At 70.4% G+C, this 19,795-nt stretch carries 15 protein-coding genes and 1 pseudogene; 5 read left to right on the forward strand and 11 right to left on the reverse strand.

The annotated features are described in order from the left end of the window. Positions 1 to 23 precede the first annotated feature (23 nt). Positions 24 to 1,046: a malate dehydrogenase gene (locus ACVN90_RS01720; protein WP_475100451.1), complete on the reverse strand. Its 1,023-nt coding sequence runs from the start codon at positions 1,044 to 1,046 to the stop codon at positions 24 to 26. A 92-nt stretch (positions 1,047 to 1,138) separates the two neighbouring features. Between ACVN90_RS01720 and ypfJ the strand changes: the two genes are divergently transcribed. The 3 genes and pseudogenes from ypfJ (at position 1,139) to ACVN90_RS01735 (ending at position 5,275) form a co-directional block, all read left to right on the forward strand. Beyond that, entirely contained in the window at positions 1,139 to 2,008 is an 870-nt protein-coding gene (ypfJ, locus tag ACVN90_RS01725) for a KPN_02809 family neutral zinc metallopeptidase (protein ID WP_475100452.1), read from the forward strand. Next, a pseudogene (pip, locus tag ACVN90_RS01730) lies at positions 2,005 to 2,976 on the forward strand (prolyl aminopeptidase); the annotation flags it as partial. The gene ypfJ and the pseudogene pip, both read left to right, overlap by 4 nt. Before the next feature lie 721 nt (positions 2,977 to 3,697). Beyond that, positions 3,698 to 5,275 carry a DEAD/DEAH box helicase gene (locus ACVN90_RS01735; RefSeq protein WP_475100453.1) on the forward strand — a complete coding sequence of 526 codons (1,578 nt, stop codon included), beginning with the start codon at positions 3,698 to 3,700 and terminating at the stop codon, positions 5,273 to 5,275. Between the two features lie 337 nt (positions 5,276 to 5,612). On the opposite strand, the gene ACVN90_RS01740 is transcribed toward ACVN90_RS01735, so the two are convergent. The 7 genes from ACVN90_RS01740 to ACVN90_RS01770 all read right to left on the reverse strand — a co-directional run bounded on the left by ACVN90_RS01740 (position 5,613) and on the right by ACVN90_RS01770 (position 14,294). Beyond that, complete coding sequence (locus tag ACVN90_RS01740; RefSeq protein ID WP_475100455.1) at positions 5,613 to 7,280, reverse strand: GMC family oxidoreductase; 1,668 nt, start codon at positions 7,278 to 7,280, stop codon at positions 5,613 to 5,615. Next, positions 7,277 to 9,043 (reverse strand): aldehyde dehydrogenase family protein, encoded by a 1,767-nt coding sequence (locus ACVN90_RS01745; RefSeq protein WP_475100456.1) that lies wholly within the window; start codon positions 9,041 to 9,043, stop codon positions 7,277 to 7,279. The genes ACVN90_RS01740 and ACVN90_RS01745 overlap by 4 nt, the downstream gene beginning before the upstream one ends. A 218-nt stretch (positions 9,044 to 9,261) precedes the next feature. Beyond that, entirely contained in the window at positions 9,262 to 10,770 is a 1,509-nt protein-coding gene (locus ACVN90_RS01750; protein WP_475100457.1) for an MFS transporter, read from the reverse strand. 59 nt (positions 10,771 to 10,829) lie between these two features. Next, positions 10,830 to 12,095, reverse strand: coding sequence for a kynureninase (locus tag ACVN90_RS01755; RefSeq protein WP_475100459.1), 1,266 nt, complete (start codon positions 12,093 to 12,095; stop codon positions 10,830 to 10,832). Then, positions 12,082 to 13,062, reverse strand: a complete 981-nt coding sequence (locus ACVN90_RS01760) for a hypothetical protein (RefSeq protein WP_475100460.1) — start codon at positions 13,060 to 13,062, stop codon at positions 12,082 to 12,084. Before ACVN90_RS01760 ends, ACVN90_RS01755 begins: the two co-directional genes overlap by 14 nt. After that, positions 13,062 to 13,922, reverse strand: coding sequence for a tryptophan 2,3-dioxygenase (gene kynA, locus ACVN90_RS01765; protein WP_475100461.1), 861 nt, complete (start codon positions 13,920 to 13,922; stop codon positions 13,062 to 13,064). The genes ACVN90_RS01760 and kynA overlap by 1 nt, the downstream gene beginning before the upstream one ends. 102 nt (positions 13,923 to 14,024) lie before the next feature. Then, complete coding sequence (locus ACVN90_RS01770; RefSeq protein ID WP_475100462.1) at positions 14,025 to 14,294, reverse strand: glutaredoxin domain-containing protein; 270 nt, start codon at positions 14,292 to 14,294, stop codon at positions 14,025 to 14,027. Between the two features lie 140 nt (positions 14,295 to 14,434). On the opposite strand from ACVN90_RS01770, the gene ACVN90_RS01775 reads away from it, so the two are divergent. Further along, positions 14,435 to 15,586 (forward strand): glycosyltransferase, encoded by a 1,152-nt coding sequence (locus tag ACVN90_RS01775; protein ID WP_475100463.1) that lies wholly within the window; start codon positions 14,435 to 14,437, stop codon positions 15,584 to 15,586. A 43-nt stretch (positions 15,587 to 15,629) separates the two neighbouring features. Here ACVN90_RS01775 and ACVN90_RS01780 read toward each other — a convergent pair whose 3' ends face one another. Next, positions 15,630 to 16,100 carry an FAD synthase family protein gene (locus ACVN90_RS01780; RefSeq protein ID WP_475100464.1) on the reverse strand — a complete coding sequence of 157 codons (471 nt, stop codon included), beginning with the start codon at positions 16,098 to 16,100 and terminating at the stop codon, positions 15,630 to 15,632. Positions 16,101 to 16,211: 111 nt separating this feature from the next. Further along, positions 16,212 to 16,949, reverse strand: a complete 738-nt coding sequence (locus tag ACVN90_RS01785) for an SGNH/GDSL hydrolase family protein (protein ID WP_475100465.1) — start codon at positions 16,947 to 16,949, stop codon at positions 16,212 to 16,214. Positions 16,950 to 17,321: 372 nt separating this feature from the next. Here ACVN90_RS01785 and ACVN90_RS01790 point away from each other — a divergent pair, with 372 nt between their 5' ends. Next, positions 17,322 to 19,214: a glycoside hydrolase family 71 protein gene (locus ACVN90_RS01790; RefSeq protein ID WP_475100466.1), complete on the forward strand. Its 1,893-nt coding sequence runs from the start codon at positions 17,322 to 17,324 to the stop codon at positions 19,212 to 19,214. An 11-nt stretch (positions 19,215 to 19,225) separates the two neighbouring features. Here ACVN90_RS01790 and ACVN90_RS01795 read toward each other — a convergent pair whose 3' ends face one another. Next, on the reverse strand, positions 19,226 to 19,789 hold the full coding sequence (locus tag ACVN90_RS01795) for an arsenate reductase/protein-tyrosine-phosphatase family protein (protein WP_475100468.1): 564 nt from the start codon (positions 19,787 to 19,789) through the stop codon (positions 19,226 to 19,228). Positions 19,790 to 19,795: the final 6 nt, after the last annotated feature.

Raw genomic sequence — 19,795 nt, forward strand, 5'->3', positions numbered from 1 at the left:
GGCCCTGCCGAGCCGCGGCGGGGTCAGAGCACGCCGAGCGCCCGGACCGCGTCGCGCTCCAGGGCGAGTTCGGCGACGGATGCTGCGAACCTGGCCCGCGCGCGGTCGTCGAGGTCGAGACCCTCGACGACGCGGTAGCCCTTGCCGTCGCCACGTGACACCACGGGCAGCGAGCACACCAGGCCCTCGGGAACCCCGTATTCGCCCCGCGACACCACCGCCGCGGACGTCCAGCCCTTGTGCGTTCCGAGCTGCTCGTCGCGCACGTGATCGATCGCGGCGTTCGCGGCGGAGGCCACCGACGACGAGCCGCGCACCTCGATGATCTCGGCCCCGCGCTTCGCCACACGCGGGATGAAGACGTCGTCCAGCCATGCCATCGCCTGCTCGGCGCCGCCCAGACGTTCGGCGAGGGCCTCGGGCACCGACCTCCCATCGGCAAGGGCTGCATGGTCTACGTCGGGGAACTGCGTGGCGGAGTGGTTGCCCCAGATCACGACGTCGGCGATGTCGCCGGCCGCGACGTCGAGCGCCTCGGCGAGCTGGCCGACGGCGCGGTTGTGATCGAGACGTGTGAGCGCGGTGAAGCGCTCGGAAGGGATGTCGGGCGAAGCGGATGCTGCGGCGATGAGCGCGTTCGTGTTCGCGGGGTTCCCGACCACGACCACGCGCACGGCATCGTCCGCCACTGCGCCGATCGCCTTGCCCTGCGGGCCGAAGATGCCCGCGTTCGCCGCCAGCAGGTCGCCGCGCTCCATGCCGGCGGTGCGTGGCCGCGCGCCGACGAGCATCGCGATGCGGGTGCCGTTGAAGGCGGTGAGGGGGTGGTCGGTGACGTCGACGTCGGCGAGCAGCGGGAACGCGCAGTCCTGCAGCTCGAGCGCCGCACCCTCGGCCGCGCGCATGCCCTGGGGGATCTCGAGCAGCCGCAGCCGAACCGGACGATCGGGGCCGAGCATGTCACCCGCAGCAATGCGGAACATCAGCGCGTAGCCGATCTGGCCTCCGCCGCCGGTGATGGTCACTGTCGTGGGTTCGCTCGCCATGCCCCCGAGCGTAGCCCCGCGCATTGTACTCATTCCTGCTGATTCGGGAATGGTTCCTGCTGTGGATCGGACTGTCGGGGTACCGTGACGGCATGACGTTCAATGAGAACGCCAACGTCGGGGGGAACACGGCGCGGCGTCGAGGCGGGGGCATCGCGGTCGCGGGCGGCGGCATCGCCGGTCTCGGCGCGATCGCGGTGATCCTGTTCCAGCTGTTCACCGGACAAGACCTGTCGAGCGTCATCCCCTCGCAGCCGCAGGTCGGATCCGGCGAGGAGTCCGAGATCCAGCAGTGCGAGACGGGCGCCGACGCGAACGCGAACGACGAGTGCCGCCTCGCCGCCGGCAGCGTCGTGCTCGACCAGTACTGGGAGACCCAGGTGCAGGGTTATCGGGCGCCGCAGCTGATCATCGTCGACCAGCAGACGGGCACCGCCTGCGGCACGGCCTCCAACCAGACCGGCCCCTTCTACTGCCCGCCCGAAGAGACCGTGTACATCGATCCGACGTTCTTCGGGCTGCTGCGTCAGCAGTTCGACGCGTCGGCCGGCGACCTCGCCCAGCTCTACGTCCTCGCCCACGAGTACGGCCATCACGTGCAGTACATCGCCGGGATCATGGACCAGCACCCTGACAACGGCACGGGTCCCGACAGCAACGGCGTGAGGACCGAGCTGCAGGCCGACTGCTTCGCCGGCGCCTGGGTCGGCGACATGACCGAGCTGCGCGACGAGAACGGCGTACCGTATCTCAAGGAGCCCACCCAGCAGCAGATCGCCGACGCGATCAACGCGGCAGGCGCGGTGGGCGACGACCACATCCAGCAGGAGTCCGGGGGCTTCGTGAACCCCGAATCCTGGACCCACGGTTCGAGCGAGCAGCGACAGGGCTGGTTCGAGACCGGCTACCGCAACGGTCCCTCCGCCTGCGACACCTTCGCCGTCTCGGGGGGAAGCCTATGAACGAACACCTCGACGACATCCTCTATCCGCCCATCGAGCCCTACGACACCGGCACGCTCATCGCCGGCGAGGGCAACCGCATCGCGTATGAGCAGAGCGGAAACCCCGAGGGAAAGCCGGTGGTGTTCCTCCACGGCGGACCGGGCGCCGGCACCTCGCCCTGGCACCGCCGCTTCTTCGACCCCGAGAAGTACCGCATCATCCTGCTCGACCAGCGCGGCTGCGGCCGCTCCACCCCGCACGCGAGCGAGCCCGACGCCGACCTCCGCCACAACACCACGTGGCACCTCGTCGCCGACATCGAGCTGCTGCGCAAGAACCTCGGCATCGACAGATGGCAGGTCTTCGGCGGCTCGTGGGGGAGCGCGCTCGCGCTCGCCTACGCAGAGTCGCACCCGCAGGCGGTGACCGAGATCGTGCTGCGGGGCATCTTCACGCTGCGCCGCCACGAGCTGGAATGGTTCTACGAGGGGGGCGCAGCATCCATCGTCCCGGATCTGTGGGAGGACTTCATCGCCCCCATCCCGATCCTCGAGCGTTCGCAGCTCATGGAGGCGTACCATCGACGGCTCGCCGACCCCGACCCGGCCGTGCACGTGCCGGCCGCCGTCGCGTGGTCGCGCTGGGAGGCCGCGAATCTCACGCTGCTGCCCGACGCTGAGCTCATCGAGGCGATGACGGAGCCGAAGGCGGCGGTCGCCTTCGCGCGCATCGAGAACCACTACTTCCTGCACGGCGGCTGGTTCACGCCGGATCAGCTGATCGCGCAGGTCGACCGCATCCGTCACATCCCCGCCGTCATCGTGCAGGGCCGCTACGACGTGTGCACCCCCGCGATGACCGCGTGGGACCTGCACCGCGCGTGGCCCGAGGCCGACTTCGTCATGATTCCGGATGCTGCGCACGCCGCGTCCGAGCCGGGCATCGCGTCCGCGCTCCGCGCCGCGGCAGACCGCTTCGCCGGGGCGCCCGCCGAGTCGCTCGACGGCGCCGAGACGCCCGACGAACCGGGGGAGGAGATCGCGGCCGAGGAGTCCGACCAGACAGAGGCAGAAGAGCCAGGCCCTGAAGAGTCGTCCGAGCCCGAGCCCGAGCCCGAGCCCGAGCCCGAGCCCGAGCCCGAGCCCGAGGAGCCGGAGGCCGGTTCGCAGGTCGAGCCCGAGCCCGAGCCCGAGCCCGAGCCCGAGCCCGAGCCCGACCCCGACCCCGAGCCCGAGGAAGCGGAGACGGATTCGCACGCCGAGTCCGAGGAGCCGGAGGCGGGTTCGCAGGTCGAGCCCGAGGCCGAGCTCGGCTCCAAGCATGCGGGCGACCCTGAGGACCCGCCGGCCGCACAGCCCGGGCTCCGACGCGAACGCAACGGCAAGCGGTCCAAGAAGCGCAAGGACACCGCCGACCTCTGACCCAGGGTGTACCGAGCACCTCTCCTCGCTCGTTGAGCGAGCTTGCGAGTCGAAACGCCTGACCGCGACGCGCACCTCGAGCGCCGCCGGGCAACGCCCAGCCGACCACTGGTAGGGTGGAGACCCTTGCAGCGCTTCGTGCGCTTCTCGCGTCGTAGAACGCTTCCCTCGCCGGCATCCGGACCCCGATCCGAAGAACCGCGCTGACATCTTTCGTACGGCGACCCGCGGGCGAGATACGCCCCGGCCACCGACAGGGCACACGCGTGCCCGGAGAACTCCCCTCATGACCGAAACCACCTTCGGCGCGCTCGGCGTGCCGCAGCCCCTCGTCGACGCGCTCGCCGCGGGCGGCAAGACCACCGCGTTCCCGATCCAGGTCGACACGCTCCCCGACACGCTCGCCGGCCGCGACGTGCTCGGCCGCGGCAAGACCGGCTCGGGCAAGACCCTCGCCTTCTCGATCCCGATGGCCGCGCGCCTCGGCGGCAAGCTCGCCGGCGGGAACTGCCGCAAGGGTCGCCCGCTCGGCCTCGTGCTCGCGCCGACGCGCGAGCTCGCGACCCAGATCGACGCGACCCTCGCCCCGCTCGCGAAGGCGCACGGCCTGACGACGACCACCATCTTCGGCGGTGTCAACCAGAACCGCCAGGTGAACGCGCTCAACGCCGGCGTCGACATCGTCGTCGCGTGCCCGGGCCGCCTCGAGGACCTCATGAAGCAGGGCTTCGTGCACCTCGACGCCGTCGAGATCACCGTCATCGACGAGGCCGACCACATGGCCGACCTCGGGTTCCTCCCGGGTGTCACGCGCATCCTCAACGCGACGCCGGCCGGCGGCCAGCGCCTGCTGTTCAGCGCGACCCTCGACAACGGGGTCGACAAGCTCGTGAACCGCTTCCTGCAGAACGAGGTGCTGCACTCCGTGGACGAGGCGCACTCGCCCGTCGCCGCGATGACGCACCACGTCTTCACGCTCGCCGACGCCGACGCCAAGAAGGACGTCGTCAAGGCGCTCGCCTCGGGCATGGGCCGCCGCATCCTGTTCATGCGCACCAAGCACCAGGCGAAGAAGCTCGCGAAGCAGCTCACCGGCCAGGGCATCCCGGCGGTCGACCTGCACGGCAACCTGTCGCAGGCCGCGCGCGACCGCAACCTCGCGGCGTTCTCGTCGGGCGCCGTCAAGGTGCTCGTGGCGACGGATGTCGCGGCCCGCGGCGTGCACGTCGACGACGTCGAGCTCGTCATCCACGTCGACCCGCCGATGGAGCACAAGGCGTACCTGCACCGCTCCGGCCGCACCGCCCGCGCGGGCGCGGAGGGTGCGGTCGTGACGCTCGTGCTCCCCGAGCAGAAGCGCGACGTGTCGCAGCTGCTGCGCAAGGCCGCCATCTCGGTCGAGCCCGTCGCGGTCACCGCGACCTCGCCCGAGGTCGTCGAGCTCGTCGGCCAGGTCGCCCCGTACGTCAAGCCGGTCCCGGTCGCCGAGACGCCGCGCGGCACCAGCCAGGGCGCGAACGCCCAGCGCAAGCGCGCCGCGCGTGAAGCACGCGAGACGGATGCTGCCGCCACCGCCGGTCGCTCCGGCGGCGGCGGCCGTCGCCGTCGCGGTTCGGGCCAGGGCGGTTCGGCCCAGGGCGCCGGTCGTCAGCAGGCCGCGGGCGGCCAGCGTCGCGACGCGGCCACCGCGCACGACAAGGCCTCGCACCAGCGTCACGACCAGAGCGTGGGCCACTCGCGTTCTGCTCAGCCCGCCGGCAACCCCCGCACCCCGGGCCGTCGCGCCTCGTCCGGCGGCACCGGCAAGCTCATGGTCGGCTCGGTCGTCCGCCCCAACGGCACCAACCGCCGCGGCGGCCGCTGACCCCGGTCCACCTCGAACCCCTCCGACCTCATCCGAGGACGGAGGGGTTCGTCGTTCGTGTACCGGCCCGCCCGCACCGCCCGGCCGTCCCACCACCCCCGGGCGAAGTCCGGACTTCGCAGAGTCTTGCGCGTGGGATGCTGCGAAACCTGGACGGCAGCGACCACACGGAATGCGGGTGTGCCTCCGAAGTCCGGACATCGCAGAGTTCTGCGCCGACAGGGCTGCGAGGTCCGGACTTCGCAGAGTGTTGCGCCGAGGGTGCTTCTCACCTGTCACGACGCGTCGCTCGTGGCAGCACGTTGTGACAGGTGAGAAGCAGGACGGCGGTCGCTGGTCAGACGCGGCGTCCGAGCACCAGGTCGGCGGCGACCTCGCCGATCACGATCGCGGGGGCGTTCGTGTGGCCGCGGATCACCGTGGGCATGACGGATGCGTCGGCCACTCGCAGCCCCGAGACCCCGCGGACTCGGAGTTCGGGGTCGACGACGGAGGCGGCATCCGTTCCCATCCGTGCCGTGCCGACGGGGTGGTAGAGCGTGTGGGAGTAGCGGCGCAGGGACAACTCGGCGCGCTCGGCGGGTGTCATGCGCTCGCCGCCCTCGGGCTGCACCCACCCGCCGGTCGTGACGGCGCGCAAGGCGTCGGTGTCGATGAGGCGTTCGCACTCCGCGAGACCCGCGAGCATCGTCTCGGCATCGATGCCGTCGGGATCCGACAGGTACGCCGGGTCGATGAGCGGCGCTGCGGACGGGTCCGCCGACGCGAGCCGGATCGTGCCGCGGCTGCGCGGGCGGAGCAGGATCGCGCCCACCGTGAGCCCGTGCGCCGGCGTCGGCACGAGACCCTCGCCGACGTAGGGCGCCGAGGCGAAGATGATCTCGATGTCGGGGAGCCCCTCGGGTGCGCCCGTGCGCTCGGCGACCTCGGTGCGCACGAAGCCGTAGGCCTCGGCGACGTTGGAGGTCAGCATCCCTTTCCGCGCGGCGAGGTACTTCGCGAGTTCGGCGGGCTTCTCGGCGGCGAACAGCGTGCCGCCCTTCGCGGCCGGGGCGAGGCCGGCGACGAGGTGGTCCTGCAGATTCGCGCCGACTTCCGGCGCATCGACCACGACGTCGATGCCGTGTTCGGCGAGGTGTCCAGCCGGACCGATGCCGCTCAGCATGAGCAGCTGCGGGGTGTTGATCGCGCCGCCGGCGAGCACGACCTCGCGCCGTGCGCGCAGGTGGCGCGTGATCTCGTCGATGTCGACGTACACGCCGGTCGCGCGCGGTTCGGCACCCTCGCCGACGTGGAAGGTCACCCGCCGCGCGTGCGCTCCCGTGACCACGCGCAGGTTGCGCCGCTTCTTCGCCGGGCGCAGGTACGCGTCGGCCGTCGAGGCGCGGGCGCCGCGGCGCTGGCTCACCATCGTCTGCGAGAACCCCTGTGCCGCGGGCAGATTCGGCGGAGTCAACGGATGCCCCGCCTCGGCCGCCGCCGCCAGGAACGCGGCAGTGTGAGGCCGGGGGTCGCGCTGGTGCTCGACCGACTGCGGACCGTGAGTGCCCTGCGTCGCATCGACCGGGTCGGACGTGCGCTCCACGCGCCGGAAGTAGGGGACCAGGGCGTCCCACGACCAGGTCGGGCCCGCAGCATCCGCCCATTCGTCGTAATCGGCGGCGAAGCCCCGGATCCACATCATCGCGTTGAGCGACGACGACCCGCCCAGCGTCTTGCCGCGCGGCCAGTACACGGTGCGCCCCTCGAGGCCCGGCTGGGGGACGGTGTCGTAGTTCCAGTCGTACGCGCCGCGGAACAGCTTCGAGAAGGCGGCCGGAACGTGCAGTTCGAGCGCTTTGTCGGGTCCGCCGGCCTCGAGCAGCAGCACCGAGACGTTCGGGTCCTCGCTCAGGCGGGCCGCGAGCGCGGCGCCCGCCGAGCCTGCGCCGACGACGACGTAGTCGGCCTCGAGCCCATCCGAGCCGAATCCAGCGCTCGCGGGAGGGCCGAACCCGGCGGTCACGCCTGCATGGCCTTCGTCAGGGTCTTCACGAGTCCGGGGAGTCTGCCGTCGACGAGGTACCGCGTGAGTCCGGCGCTGACCTCGGCGCCGGTGCGCGAGCTGAGGAACCACGGTGGGGTGGGCAGGATGCTGAAGACGCCCTTGCCGATCGACCGCGGGAACGGGCGGAACGGGCCGCGCGCGACCGACCGCTCGACGCGGTCGAGCAGCAGCGCGTTGTGCACGACGCCGATGCCGCTCGACACGTCGGCGAGGGTCGCGCCGGGGAAGCCGCCCCACGTGAGGCGCGCCGTGAGGAAGTTGAAGGCCGTCCACGTGTTGATCGCGATGTCGCCGTAGCGGAGGTCGGCCATCGCGCGCTCGAACCCGTCGCCGAGCGCCTGCTCGGTGACCGGGTCGATGATCACGTTCGCGCCGAGGGTTCCGGTGAGCCTGTCGTTGGCGTGCGCGACCGCCGCGTCGAGGAACTCCTGGCCCGTGCCGCCCAGCTCGACGACCCCGAGGATCGGCGCGAAGTACTCGACGGTCTCGACCGGGTCTGCGGCGTCGCCCTGGCCGACGTCGACGATCGCGCGCGTGCGGTCCGCGTTCCAGACGGCATCTGGATAAGCGGATGCTGCGGACTCGAGCCGCTCGTCGCTCCGGGGGTACCAGACCGGGCGTTCGGGGGCCTCGGCGTACGCCGTGTGCAGCTCGCGCAGGAACTCCTCGCGCTGCGGCCAGTCGGAGCTCACGACCACGACCTGGCCCGCGATGCAGTTGTGCCCCGCGTTCACGAGGCGCATCGTCGCGACGTGCTGCGCCTGGTAGGTCAGGTCCGCTGCTGTCCAACGGCCCGGCACCACGATGATGGGCGAGACGCCGCCGAGCTCCGCCGTGATCGGAACCTGCAGCTTCGGGGTTCCGGATTCGCGTGCGGCCGCAGCATCCGTCCCCGTCCCCCACACGATCGCGTCGAACGTCGCCGCCGAGCCCGTGATGTGGACGTGGGCGAAGCGCGGGTGCGAGGTGAGGTAGGCGCCGGTCGCGGCGCCGCCGCGCACGATGCGCACGAAGCCTGGCTCGATGAGCGCGGCGAGCGCGCGCTCGAACACTGGGACGAGGGCGTCCTGCGTCGGGTTGACCTTGAGCAGCGCCACGCGGTTGTGCGCGAACAGCTCGTACAGCACGTCGGCGATCGGGATCGAGGTGACGTTGCCCGCGCCGAGCACGAGGCCGATGCCGCCCGACGCGGTCGGGTCGAGCTGCGCGAGCCCCGCCGCGCGCGTCGCCTCGCTCGCGGAGACGCCCGGCTCGAACCACACCTCGCCGGTGAACCCCGACAGCAGGAACTTCTCGGTGCCGTTGAGGGGGAACGTATGCGCGCGCAGACGCCCGCCGGGCGCCTCGCCGAGAGTGACGCCATCGAGCGGGCTGCGGCCCTTCGCGAGCGCTTCAAGGGTCTCGCGCAGCGCGTCGAGCAGACCGATGACGGCGTAGGGTCCGCCGAGCCACTCTTCTCCCGAGAGGGCATGCCCGGGCTCCAGGCCCTTCGACACGGTGGCAGCGTCTGCCCACTCCTGCGCGACGGCGCCGACGGCGTCGCGCACCCGGCCGAGCAGCCGCGCCCGCTGGTCGAGCGTGAGCGCGACCCACACCTTCGCGCCCGCGTCGAGCCGATCGAGGTCGGCGTCGAGTGCCGCACGCTCGTCGGCGGGAAGCGCCGGAGCGCTGGACTTCTTCGCGCGGGGCTTCGCCTGGGCCTTCGCCGAGGTGGGTGCCATGCTGCTCTCCTTCGAACTCGCGTCCCCGAACCCGGGTCGGGCGAGTCCGTCACCGGGCATCCTACGTCACCCCGCACGGCACCCGGTGTCAGTGTCCGTGCGACCCGATGCCACCCCGTCGTACACAGAATCGGAGGTTCCGCCTCACACGCCGGGTGGCAGCATCCACTCGTCCGCGTGTCGGTGAAGTTCTCCGATTCTGTGCACGCGGCGGGGCGTCAGTCGTGGTCGATGTCGGCGCGGCGCAGCGGGTACCGGGCCAGGGTGAGCAGGCTGAGGCCGATGAGCACGGCCGGCGCGAGGCTGAAGCTCACGACGATGCCCGTGATCGCGGCATCCGGCTGCTCCACGACCTGCGTTCCTGTCGACGAGACGTATCCCGTCACCGCGAGGATCACCGCCAGCGTCGTCGCGCCGAGCGCGAAGCCCACGGTCTCGCCGGCGGTCCAGACGCCGCTGAACGATCCCGCCCGGCCGGGTCCGTGGGTGCGCTCGTCGTGCGAGATCACGTCGGGCAGCATCGCCATCGGCAGCGACTGCATGCCCGCGTACGCGATGCCGGCGACGCTCACGGGCGCGTAGATCCAGTCTCCCGGTGCCCACAGCATGCCGAGGATCGACAGCGCCGCGACCGCGAACACGACGCTCGCGATGGTGAACGTGCGTTCCTTGCCGATGCGGCGCGCGATCACACCCCACGCCGGGGCGGCGAGCAGAGCAGGCGCGATGAGCGCGACGAACAGCAGCTCGACGGCCGCCTGCGAGTGCAGCACCCATGTCGCGACGTACTGCGCGCCCGCGAGCATGAGCCCCGTGGCGAGGGCTTGGAGCACGAAGGTCGACAGCAGCATCCGGAACGCCGTGCTGCGTCTGAGCGCGCCGATTCCGTCCGCGAAGTGCTCCCGAATCCGCGCGCCGGCCTTCCGCCCGTTCGCCGTCCCGTCGCCCCCGTCGCCACCGTCGTCCCCGTCGTCCTTCTGCGAGAGAACACCTGGCGGCCGAGAGTCAGGGAACTTCACTACCTCTCGGCCGCCAGGTGTTCTCTCGCGGATCTGCGGGGGGACGGATGCCGCGGCCCGGGCGACACCGGTGGTAACCAGCATCCCGATCCCGATCACGACGCCGCACACGACGCTCATCACGAGGTACTGGACGAACGGGTCGTCAGACACGCGGCGCAGCGCCGGCCCACCGGCGCCGAACAGCAGGATCGCGAGCGTCAGCACCACCACGCGCCAGGTCAGCAGGCGCGTGCGCTCGTCGTACCGCGGCGTGAGCTCAGCGGGGAGGGCGATGTACGGCACCTGGAAGAGGCTGAACGCCGTGGCCGTCATCGTGAACGCGAGGAGCACCCAGATGCCCGCGACCACCGGTCCGAGCGACGGCGGCACGGCGAACGTCAGCGCGAAAAGCACCGGCAGCGCGAGCGCGCCGATGAGCATCAGGCGCCGACGGCTGCCGTGGCGCGCGAGGTCGCGGTCGGTGAGCGCCCCGATGATCGGGTCGATGACGACATCCCACACCTTCGCGACCGTGATGACGGCGCCGGCCGCGAGCGCCGCGACCCCGAGCGAGTCGGTGAGGTAGTAGGTCAGCACGAGCCCCGGCAGGGTCGCGAACCCGCCCGTGCCGAGCGACCCGGTCGCGTAACGCGCGATGGTGCCGCGGCCGAGCCGGGCGGAGGTGGATGCCGGAACCCCAGTCGCCGGCGGAGCCTCTTTGCTCATCGCGCCAGTGTAGGTCAGTGACGCACGCGCCGATTCGGCCTGTGGATGCCCACCGCGAGTCAGGACTCGGCGCGGACGGCTGCCTCGACCGCGCGGAGCCCGGCGAGCGTCTCGGCGAAAGACGTCGACAGGGGGGAGAGGCCGATGCGGAGGCCCCCCGGGTCGCGGTAGTCGGGAATGACGTCCTGGGTCCACAGACGCGCGGTGACCGCGCGCATCGACGGGTGCGACAGCGTCACGTGTCCGCCGCGCTCGGCGGGATGCCGCGGCGACGCCACCGTGACGCCGAGCGGGGCGAGCAGCTCGTCGGCCACGCGCACGGCGAACTCGGTGAGCGCGACCGACTTGGCGCGCACGGCCTCGATGCCGACCTCCTCGAGCAGCGCGAGCGTGTCCTGCATCGCGAGCATGCCCACGATCGGCGGCGTGCCCGACAGGAAGCGCCGCATCCCGTCCGCCGGGAGGTACGAAGGCCCCATCGCGAACACGTCGGCCGTGCCCATCCACCCTTGGATGGGCTGGGCCAGTCGATCCTGCAATCGCGCGGCCACATACGCGAACGCCGGCGAGCCCGGCCCGCCGTTGAGGTACTTGTAGGTGCAGCCCACGGCGAGGTCGACCTCCCATGCGTCGGCCTCGACCGGCACGGAGCCCGCGGAGTGGCAGAGGTCCCACAGGATGAGCGCGCCGGCGTCGTGGGCGATGCGGGTGAGGGTCGCAGCATCCGCCAGATAACCGGATCGGTACGCGACGTGCGACAGCAGCACGACCGCCGTCTCGGGTCCGACCGCCTCGCTCAACGCCGACGCGGAGACGCCACCGGCGAGGTCGACATCGATCCATCGCACGCGGCCGCCGCGCTCCGCGGCGATGCCCTCGACGAGGTAGCGGTCGGTCGGGAAGTTGTCGCGGTCGACGACGATCTCGACGCGGGCCGGATCCGCGGCGACGGCGGCGTCGAACGCGGCCCGCAGGAGCTTGTAGAGGAGCACGGTGGTCGAGTCGCCGATGACGGTCTGGCCGGGCGCGGCGCCGATCGCCGCACGGCCCACGGCGTCGCCGATGCCGAAGGGCAGCTGCATCCACGACTCGTCCCACCCGCGGATGAGGCGCCCGCCCCACTCGTCGCGCGCGAACGCGGCGAGCCGCTCGACGCTCGCCCGCAGCGGGCGCCCGAGCGAGTTGCCGTCGAAGTACACGAGCGACGTCTCGGCTCCGACGAACGCGTCACGGTGAGCGCGGAGAGGATCGGCTGCATCGAGAACGGATGCTGCGTCCTCGAGCCCTTCGGTGACGGCCGCCGCTGCGGGGTCAGTGGTCGTCATGGATGAGCTCCTCGCTGGGGACGACGGTCGCGCCCCGCAGCCACTCGGCGACCTCGTCGAGTTCGACGGGCGGGGGTCCGGGGACGAAGGTGCAGACTCCGGACGGCGGGTCGGCGAGCGGCCACGGATCGGCCAGCGCCGCGATGAGCGCCGCGCCACGGACGCCCGCGCGGTCGAGCGCGGCGACCTCGTCGGGGTTGACGCCCACCGGCTGCTCGCCGTTGCCGAGGTCGGTGCCGTAGAGCACTCGGCCGCCTGCGGCGGCGAAGCCGGCGAGGTTCACCCGGGCGAACTCGGCCGCCTCCTCATCGCCCTCGTGGATCGCGAGCGTCGAGATCCACACCTGGCCGGCCTTGACGGCGTGCGCGGTGAAGTGGCGTCCGACGAACTCGGTGAACGGCGTGTGGGCGAAGCCGTCGACGCCCGCATCCAGCGCGAGCTGCGGCATCCCGATGCCCTCCGCATGTGCGACGACCGGCAGCCCGCGCTCGCGCGCGACCTCGACGATCGCGGCCAGCGCCGCCGCGTCGAGCACCGGCCCCGCAACGCTGTTGAGGGAGGCCTTGATGACGGATGCCCCGAACGACGCCTGCTCGTCGACCGCGGTCGCCGCGCCTCCGGCGACGCCAGGATGGGTCGAGGCGTCCGCGATCTCGCGGGCGATCTCGGCCGGCGCCCACGGGCGCCCGACCGGGTAGCCGCCGACCGCCGTCAGGAATGCGCCGGCATATGCCACGCGCGGAATGCTGTGGTTCGCCCGTCGTGCCAGAGCCACCGGGTCGCCGCCCAGGTCGACGACGCCGGCGATGCCGCCCGCGGCGAGCGCGCTCTCGTCGATGAGGTGCAGGTGCACGTGGTGGTCGGTGAACGGCGGCAGCGAGACGCCGTGCTCGCCGGTGATGGCGCGGTGGCAGAGCGCCGCGTCGGGGCCGAGGAGTTCGCGCAGGGCGTCGGGATCGTGCGACATCACAGCTCCGTCCGCACGGCGTACAGCTCGGGGAAGAAGGTGAGATCGAGCGCCCGCTGCAGGAACGGCACGCCGCTCGAGCCGCCGGTGCCTGTCTTGAAGCCGATGATGCGCTCGACGGTTTTCAAGTGGCGGAAGCGCCACAGCTGGAAGTTGTCCTCGAGATCGACCAGCTCCTCGCACGTCTCGTAGGCCGCCCAGTGCGCCTGGGGGTCGCGATAGATCTCGGTGAACACCGGCACGAGCTCCGGCGTGTAGGTCCACGCCGTCGTGACGTCCCGTTCGAGCACCTCGGCGGGGATCGGGTAGCCGGAGCGGGCGAGCATGCCCAGGAACTCGTCGTAGAGGCTCGGCGCCTCGAGCGCCGCGCCGACGAGCGCGTGCGCGGCGGGGTCGGAGGCGAACACCCGCAGCATCGCGGCGTTCTTGTTGCCCAGAGTGAACTCGACGGCGCGATACTGCGCGGACTGGAAGCCGCTGGCGTTCCCCAGCACCCCGCGGAACTGCCCGTACTCGGCGGGCGTGAGGGTCGCGAGCACCGACCACTGCTCGGTGAGGGTCTTCTGGATGTGCTTGACACGTGCGATGCACTTGAGCGCGGGGGCGAGCTGGTCTTCGCGGAGCAGCCGGCAGGCGGCGCCGAGCTCGTGCAGCACGAGCTTCAGCCACAGCTCCGTGGTCTGGTGCTGCACGATGAACAGCAGTTCATCATGATGCTCCTGCTTGCCGCCGCCGCCGCTGAGCGGCCGCTGGGCCGACAGAAGGGTCGCGAGATCGAGGTAGCCGCCATAGCTCATGCGGTCCTCGAAGTCGGTGACGACAGATCCCTCGATCGCCCGGGTATTGCGTTCGACGCTCACGGCCTCAGCCTAATTCGGACGGATGCCGCGGCGTCAGGGTGTCGCCGGTACTCCGAGGCGTTCCGACTCGCAAGCTCGCTCAACGAGCGGGAGCCATGCGCCTCAGATGAGGGAGAGTTCGCGCAGCTTCGCCTCGACGTCGGCGTTCGACGGCTCGACGTGGTGCGAGGCATCCGGGTACACGACGACCGGGATGTTGGTGCGGCCCGAGATGTCGCGGGCGACGTCCGCCGCGGCGGGGTCGGCGACGAGGTCGACATAAGTGTAGGAGATGCCCAGCGCGTCGAGCTGCTTCTTGGTGCGGATGCAGTCGCGGCACCAGTCGGCGCCGAACATCGTGAGGGAGGAGGGGGAGGACGCGGGGGAAGTCATCATCCCATTCTCAGGGATGGATCCTGGGTGGGCGCCGAGCACGCCGTCGCCCCGGGGCCCTGTGGGCCGACCGAGAAGCCGTCATGGGTCTGCCGAACTCGGAAGCGACGATTCACCGGCGCATGGGAGGATAGCCCGCGATGCAGTTGTCGATCGTGGTTCCGACCTACAACGAGGCTCCGAACATCGCGGAGCTGGTTCGTCGTGTCACCGTTGCCGTCGAGACGGCGGGCATCGACGCCGAGATCCTCTTCGTCGACGACAGCACGGACGCCACACCCGACGTGATCCACGAGGTCGCGGAATCCGCGTCCCTGCCGGTGCGGCTGATCCACCGCGATCAGGCCGTCGGGGGCCTGGGCGGAGCCGTCATGGAGGGCTTCGTCGCCGCGGAGGCGGACGCATGCCTCGTGATGGACGCCGATCTGCAGCATCCGCCCGAGAAGATCCCCGAGTTGTGGGCCCGGTTCTCGCGCGGTGACGTCGATGTGGTGATCGGATCGCGTTACGCCGGCGGAGGCACGGCCCACGGACTCGCCGACCGCACGCGGGTGCTGGTGTCGAGATCGTCCACCGCGGTGACCCGCGCGATGTTCCCGATCCGGCTGCGAGACGTGACCGACCCGATGACCGGCTTCTTCCTCATCGATCGGCGCAGCGTCGATCAGGCGCTGCTGAAACCCCGCGGATTCAAGATCCTCCTCGAGATCCTCGCGCGCCGCCCCATGCGCGTGGCCGAGATCCCGTTCGACTTCGCCGACCGCCACGCGGGCGAATCGAAGGCGTCGGTGCGACAGGGCTTGCACTTCGTCACACAGCTGACCGCGCTGCGGTTCGGCAAGATGTCGCTGTTCGCCGTGATCGGCGGCGTCGGCGCCATCGCGAACGTCGCGATCGTGTGGGCGCTCACGCAGCTCGGCGTCGACTACATCGTCGCCGCGATCGTCGCCGCCGAGGTCACCATCATCGGCAACTTCCTGCTGCAGGAGCGGTTCGTTTTCGAGGACATGCGCGAGAGCGCGTCGGGGGTGTGGCTGCGGTTCGCCAAGTCGTTCACGTTCAACAACGCGGAAGCGGTGATCCGCATCCCGATCGTCGCGGCCATGGTCTCGACAGGCCACATCTCCGCCGTCGTCGCGACCGCCGTCACCCTCGTCGTCGCGTTCTTCGTGCGCTTCCTCTTCCACTCGCTCGTCGTCTACGCACCCCGCAAGGCCGGCGTGGAGCCGAGCCCCGCCCGCCGCTTCGTCGAGGAGCTCGACCGCGAGGCCATGCAGCCCGGCGAGCTGTAGTTTCACGGATGCCTCGGCCCGAGGCATCCGTGAATCGTGCCGTTCAGGCGTTCGCGATGAGGCCCTCGGTGAGCGTCTCCTCGCGCGGGTGCGACGCCGCCATCGCTTCGAGCGCGTGCCGCAGGGCGCTGCTCGACGTGTGCACCGTGTAGGGGAAGTAGACGACTTCGACGCCCACCGCGGCGAACTCCCGCTCGAGTCGGGCGCCCTTCTTGGTGCCGCGCCAGTCGTCGCCCTTGAAGAAGTGCGTGAAGTGGAGCTGCCGCCACGTCTCGAGCTTGTCGGGGACGTCCTCCACATGGACCTGGTCCACGTAGGTGATGCTCCGGACGATCTCGACGCGCTCCGCCGTCGGGATGACGGGCTCGACGTGTTTCACGAGTCGGAGCATCTCGTCGCTGACGACGCCCGCGATCAGGAAGTCGCAGTTCTCCTTGGCGTGTCGAAGGATGTTGAGATGTCCGACGTGAAAGAGGTCGAATGCCCCGGCGGCGTAGCCGATGCGTACAGCCATGATTCCCCCATGTGAATCCCTCGGTGTCCCACACACCGGGTCTGTTGGCGGCACCCTACAGCAGTCCCGGCCGCACGGACAGAGGGGGACCGGGTGGGACCGATCTTCCGTCTACGGTGCCAGCTGCGGATCGAGCACTGCGGCGACCGCGGCCGCGAGCGCTCGATATCCCTCGGCATTCGGGTGGACGCCGTCCTCCGAGATGAGGTCAGGCCTGTCGCGCAGGGGTTCCCCCGTGTCGAGGAACACGGCCCCGTGCTCGATGGCCGCCGCTTCGATGGCCGCGGAGGCGCCTGCCATCTCGGATGGCGGCGCATCGTCGTCAAACCAGGGGGCGAGCACGAAGATCCGCGCGAGCGGGTAGCGTTCGCGCAGGTCGGCGAACAGCGCGTCTGCCGCGGCGCCGATGTCCGCCGCGGGGAGCCTCAGATCATTGCGACCGCCGGCGACGAAGATGTACGACGGTGACCCGACGATCTCGTCGGCGGCCTCGCGATAGCTTCCGCAGTATGTCCTCCCGCACCCGTTCACGTCGGAGGTCTGGATGTACCCGGTTCCGCCCAGCCCGAGATTGTCGACGTCCCACCCATGCGCTTCGCCGACGATGGTCGGCCACTTGACGCCGGCGCCACCGGCACCTTGGGTGTAAGAATCGCCGATGAAGACGGCGAACGGCATCGGGGCGGGAATCGTCGGAGTCGAGGCGTCGGAAGGCGCCGCGTACTGGGGGACCTTCCCGCGCGCTGCGGAAGCGCTGCCCAGAAACGCGGCCACGATGAGGCCGACGAGGATCACGAGCAGGATCGCCCACAGCGGCATACCGCCGACATCCCTACGAAGCGTTCGCATCGCGGTCTCCCCGGACAGACCCGGCTTGGTTCGGGCTCCGAGCCGGCGAGCCCATGCTAGCGAAAAGTGGCGGAGATGTCGTTGAACCTCCGTGTCGCAGCACTGCGGAATTCTGAGAATCGCCTAATATACCCGCTCTCAATTAGGAGGGGCAATCGCTGTCCGGCTAACGTGACCTAGTCGTCTGGGGCACCGTGCGTCGATGGGGGTCGTCGCGCAGCCAGACCGAACAATCGCAACAAGGACAAGAGCTGACTCGTGACATCTCCCCATACTCGTAACCTCCCAACTTCCCCCGATCATCGCTCTCGCAAGCCTCGGCGTGCCAAGGCTTTCGGAGCGTTCCTCGTCGCCGCGATCGTCGCGGGCGCCGTGCTCCCCCTCACCGCAGGCGGAGAGCGTGCCGACGCCGCGGACTCGGCGATCCTGACCGCCACCGACACGGCCTGGACGACGACGCGACAGCCGACCGTGCCGCAGTCCGGGCTGCTGAGCGCCACCGCTTCGGCCGACCGCACGTACCTCAAGTTCGACGGCGATTCGCTCGCCGGGCGCGAGGTGACAGCGGCGACCCTCGTCGTCAAGGTGAACAGCACCACGGCCACGGCTCCCGGGCTCGTCGCCTACCCCACGTCCGCCTCGTGGAAGTCCTCCTCGCTGACGTACGAGAACCAGCCGGGTCCGACCGGCGCGGCGCTGTCGCAGCCCAGCGCGACCGCCGTCAAGGGCCAGACGCTCCGCATCCCCCTCGACGTCCGGTCGATCTCGACGACCGGTGACTTCGCCGTTGCCCTGAACTACAGTCAGCGCTACATCCAGCTGCGCATGGAGCGCTTCAACGCTGATGTTCCCCGGATCGAGGTGAGCACCGCGCCAGTTTCGACGACACCTGCGCCTACGCCCACGCCGACACCGACACCCACGCCGACGCCCACGCCGCCGGCGGAAACACCCGCAGATGGCCCGCTCGTCTTCGCGCACTATTTCGTGCCGTACCCCCTGTCGATCGACAACAAGACCGAGTCGACCGACTACTACACCCGCAACTACCTCAGCCCGGACGGTGAGAGCGGCAAGTTCGCCTCCGTCGGCGGCCTGCTGCGTGACCGGCCCGTCTCTCCCGGGGTGTCGACCTCGACCGACTGGCGAGTCAACAACTTCGCCACCGAGGTGCGGCAGGCGAAGTCCGCGGGCATCGATGGATTCACGCTCAACCTCATGAGCACCGGCGGCCAGAACTGGGATGCCTCGGTCAACCTCATGAAGGCAGCCACGCAGGTCGGCGGCTTCTCCGTGGTGCCCATGGTCGACGGATCCTCTGGCTTCACCTCCGCCACCCCCGAGACGGCGGCCTCTCTGCTGAGCCAGCTCTACAAGAACGGGTCCGCCTACAAGGAGGACGGCGAGTTCGTCCTGTCCAGCTTCAAGGCGGAAGGCGCATCGGTGTCGTGGTGGACGCAGGTCATCAACCTGCTCGAGACCAAGTACGCGCTGCCCATCTCGTTCCAGGCCGTGTTCAACAACGCGAGCGACGCCAACCTCAAGGCCTACGCTCCGATCGCGGACGGCTTCGGCAACTGGGGCACGCGCACCGAGCGCACCACGCTCAACAGCGCCGACAACGTGGCTCGCGCCCACGCGATGGGCAAGACCTGGATGTCGCCGATCGCGGTTCAGGACGTCCGCTACCGATCGCTCTCGTGGGCTGAGGCCAACAACACCGCGTCCGTGCGGGCGCAGTGGAGCAAGGCCATCTCCCAGAAGGCCGACTACGTCCAGCTCGTGACGTGGAACGACTACAGCGAGTCGACCCAGATCGCGCCGTCGCAGGATCACGGATCGGCTTTCCTGGATCTCACGAGGTACTACACCTCGTGGTTCCACACGGGCTCGCAGCCGGCGATCACGTCGGACGCGATCGTGCTCACGCACCGCACGCAGTTCGTCAGCGCCAAGCCCTCGTACTCGCAGCAGCTGATGGGCGCGCCGACGCTCGACGGCACGTCGACCGCTGCGCGCGACATGGTGGAAGCTGTCGTGTGGCTGCCGTCGCCGGCGACCGTGCAGATCACTGTCGGCGGCACGACGACCAGCTTCAGCGCCCCTGCGGGAGTCTCCGCGTACACGGTGCCGCTGAAGGTGGGTTCCGTATCGGCGAAGATCGTGCGATCCGGGGCGACGGCGGACTCCGTCACGTCGCCGTACACCGTCGTCTCGACGCCGTACGTGCAGGACCTGCAGTACTACGCGGCCAGCAGCTGGTAAGACGCGACCTCTCATCGCGGGATGAGGTGCTCGAGGAGATCCTCGAGCACCTCATCCATCTTTCCGGCGCTCCTCGCGTACACGCGACGTGAGCGCTTCCACGGGTCCTCGATGTCGTCGTGCTCGGTCGACGCGCCGGCCATGCCGCGTGCCTGGTGGGCGAGGCCTGCGAGCGTGGGGAGGTCGGCGACGCCATCCCCGCGCTCGGGAAGTGCGCGCAAGAGGCGGGCGAACTGCAGCACCGTGAATGTCCGGGTCGCCGCGGCGGGCATTTGACGCACGATGAACTGTCGGTGCCCCCGGTTCGCGGTGAGCACGAGGTCAGCCCGGGCGACCATTCCCTCGGTCAGCCCGCGGGCCCTGAATTCCGATGCGTCGATTCCACGGTCCAGCAATCGGTCGCGAAGCACGCTGCTCATGGGGTGACCGGCGAGCGGAGCGAGGCCTGCGGACGCCAATCGAGCGACCGGTCCTCCTCTGGACTCGAGTGCCCCCCGAAGCCCCCATTCCAGGTAAGGAGACCGACAGACGTTTCCTGTGCAGACGAAGAGGATCGAGCCCAGACCGTCGCCCACGATGCA

The sequence above is a fragment of the Microbacterium sp. F01 genome (assembly GCF_056156365.1).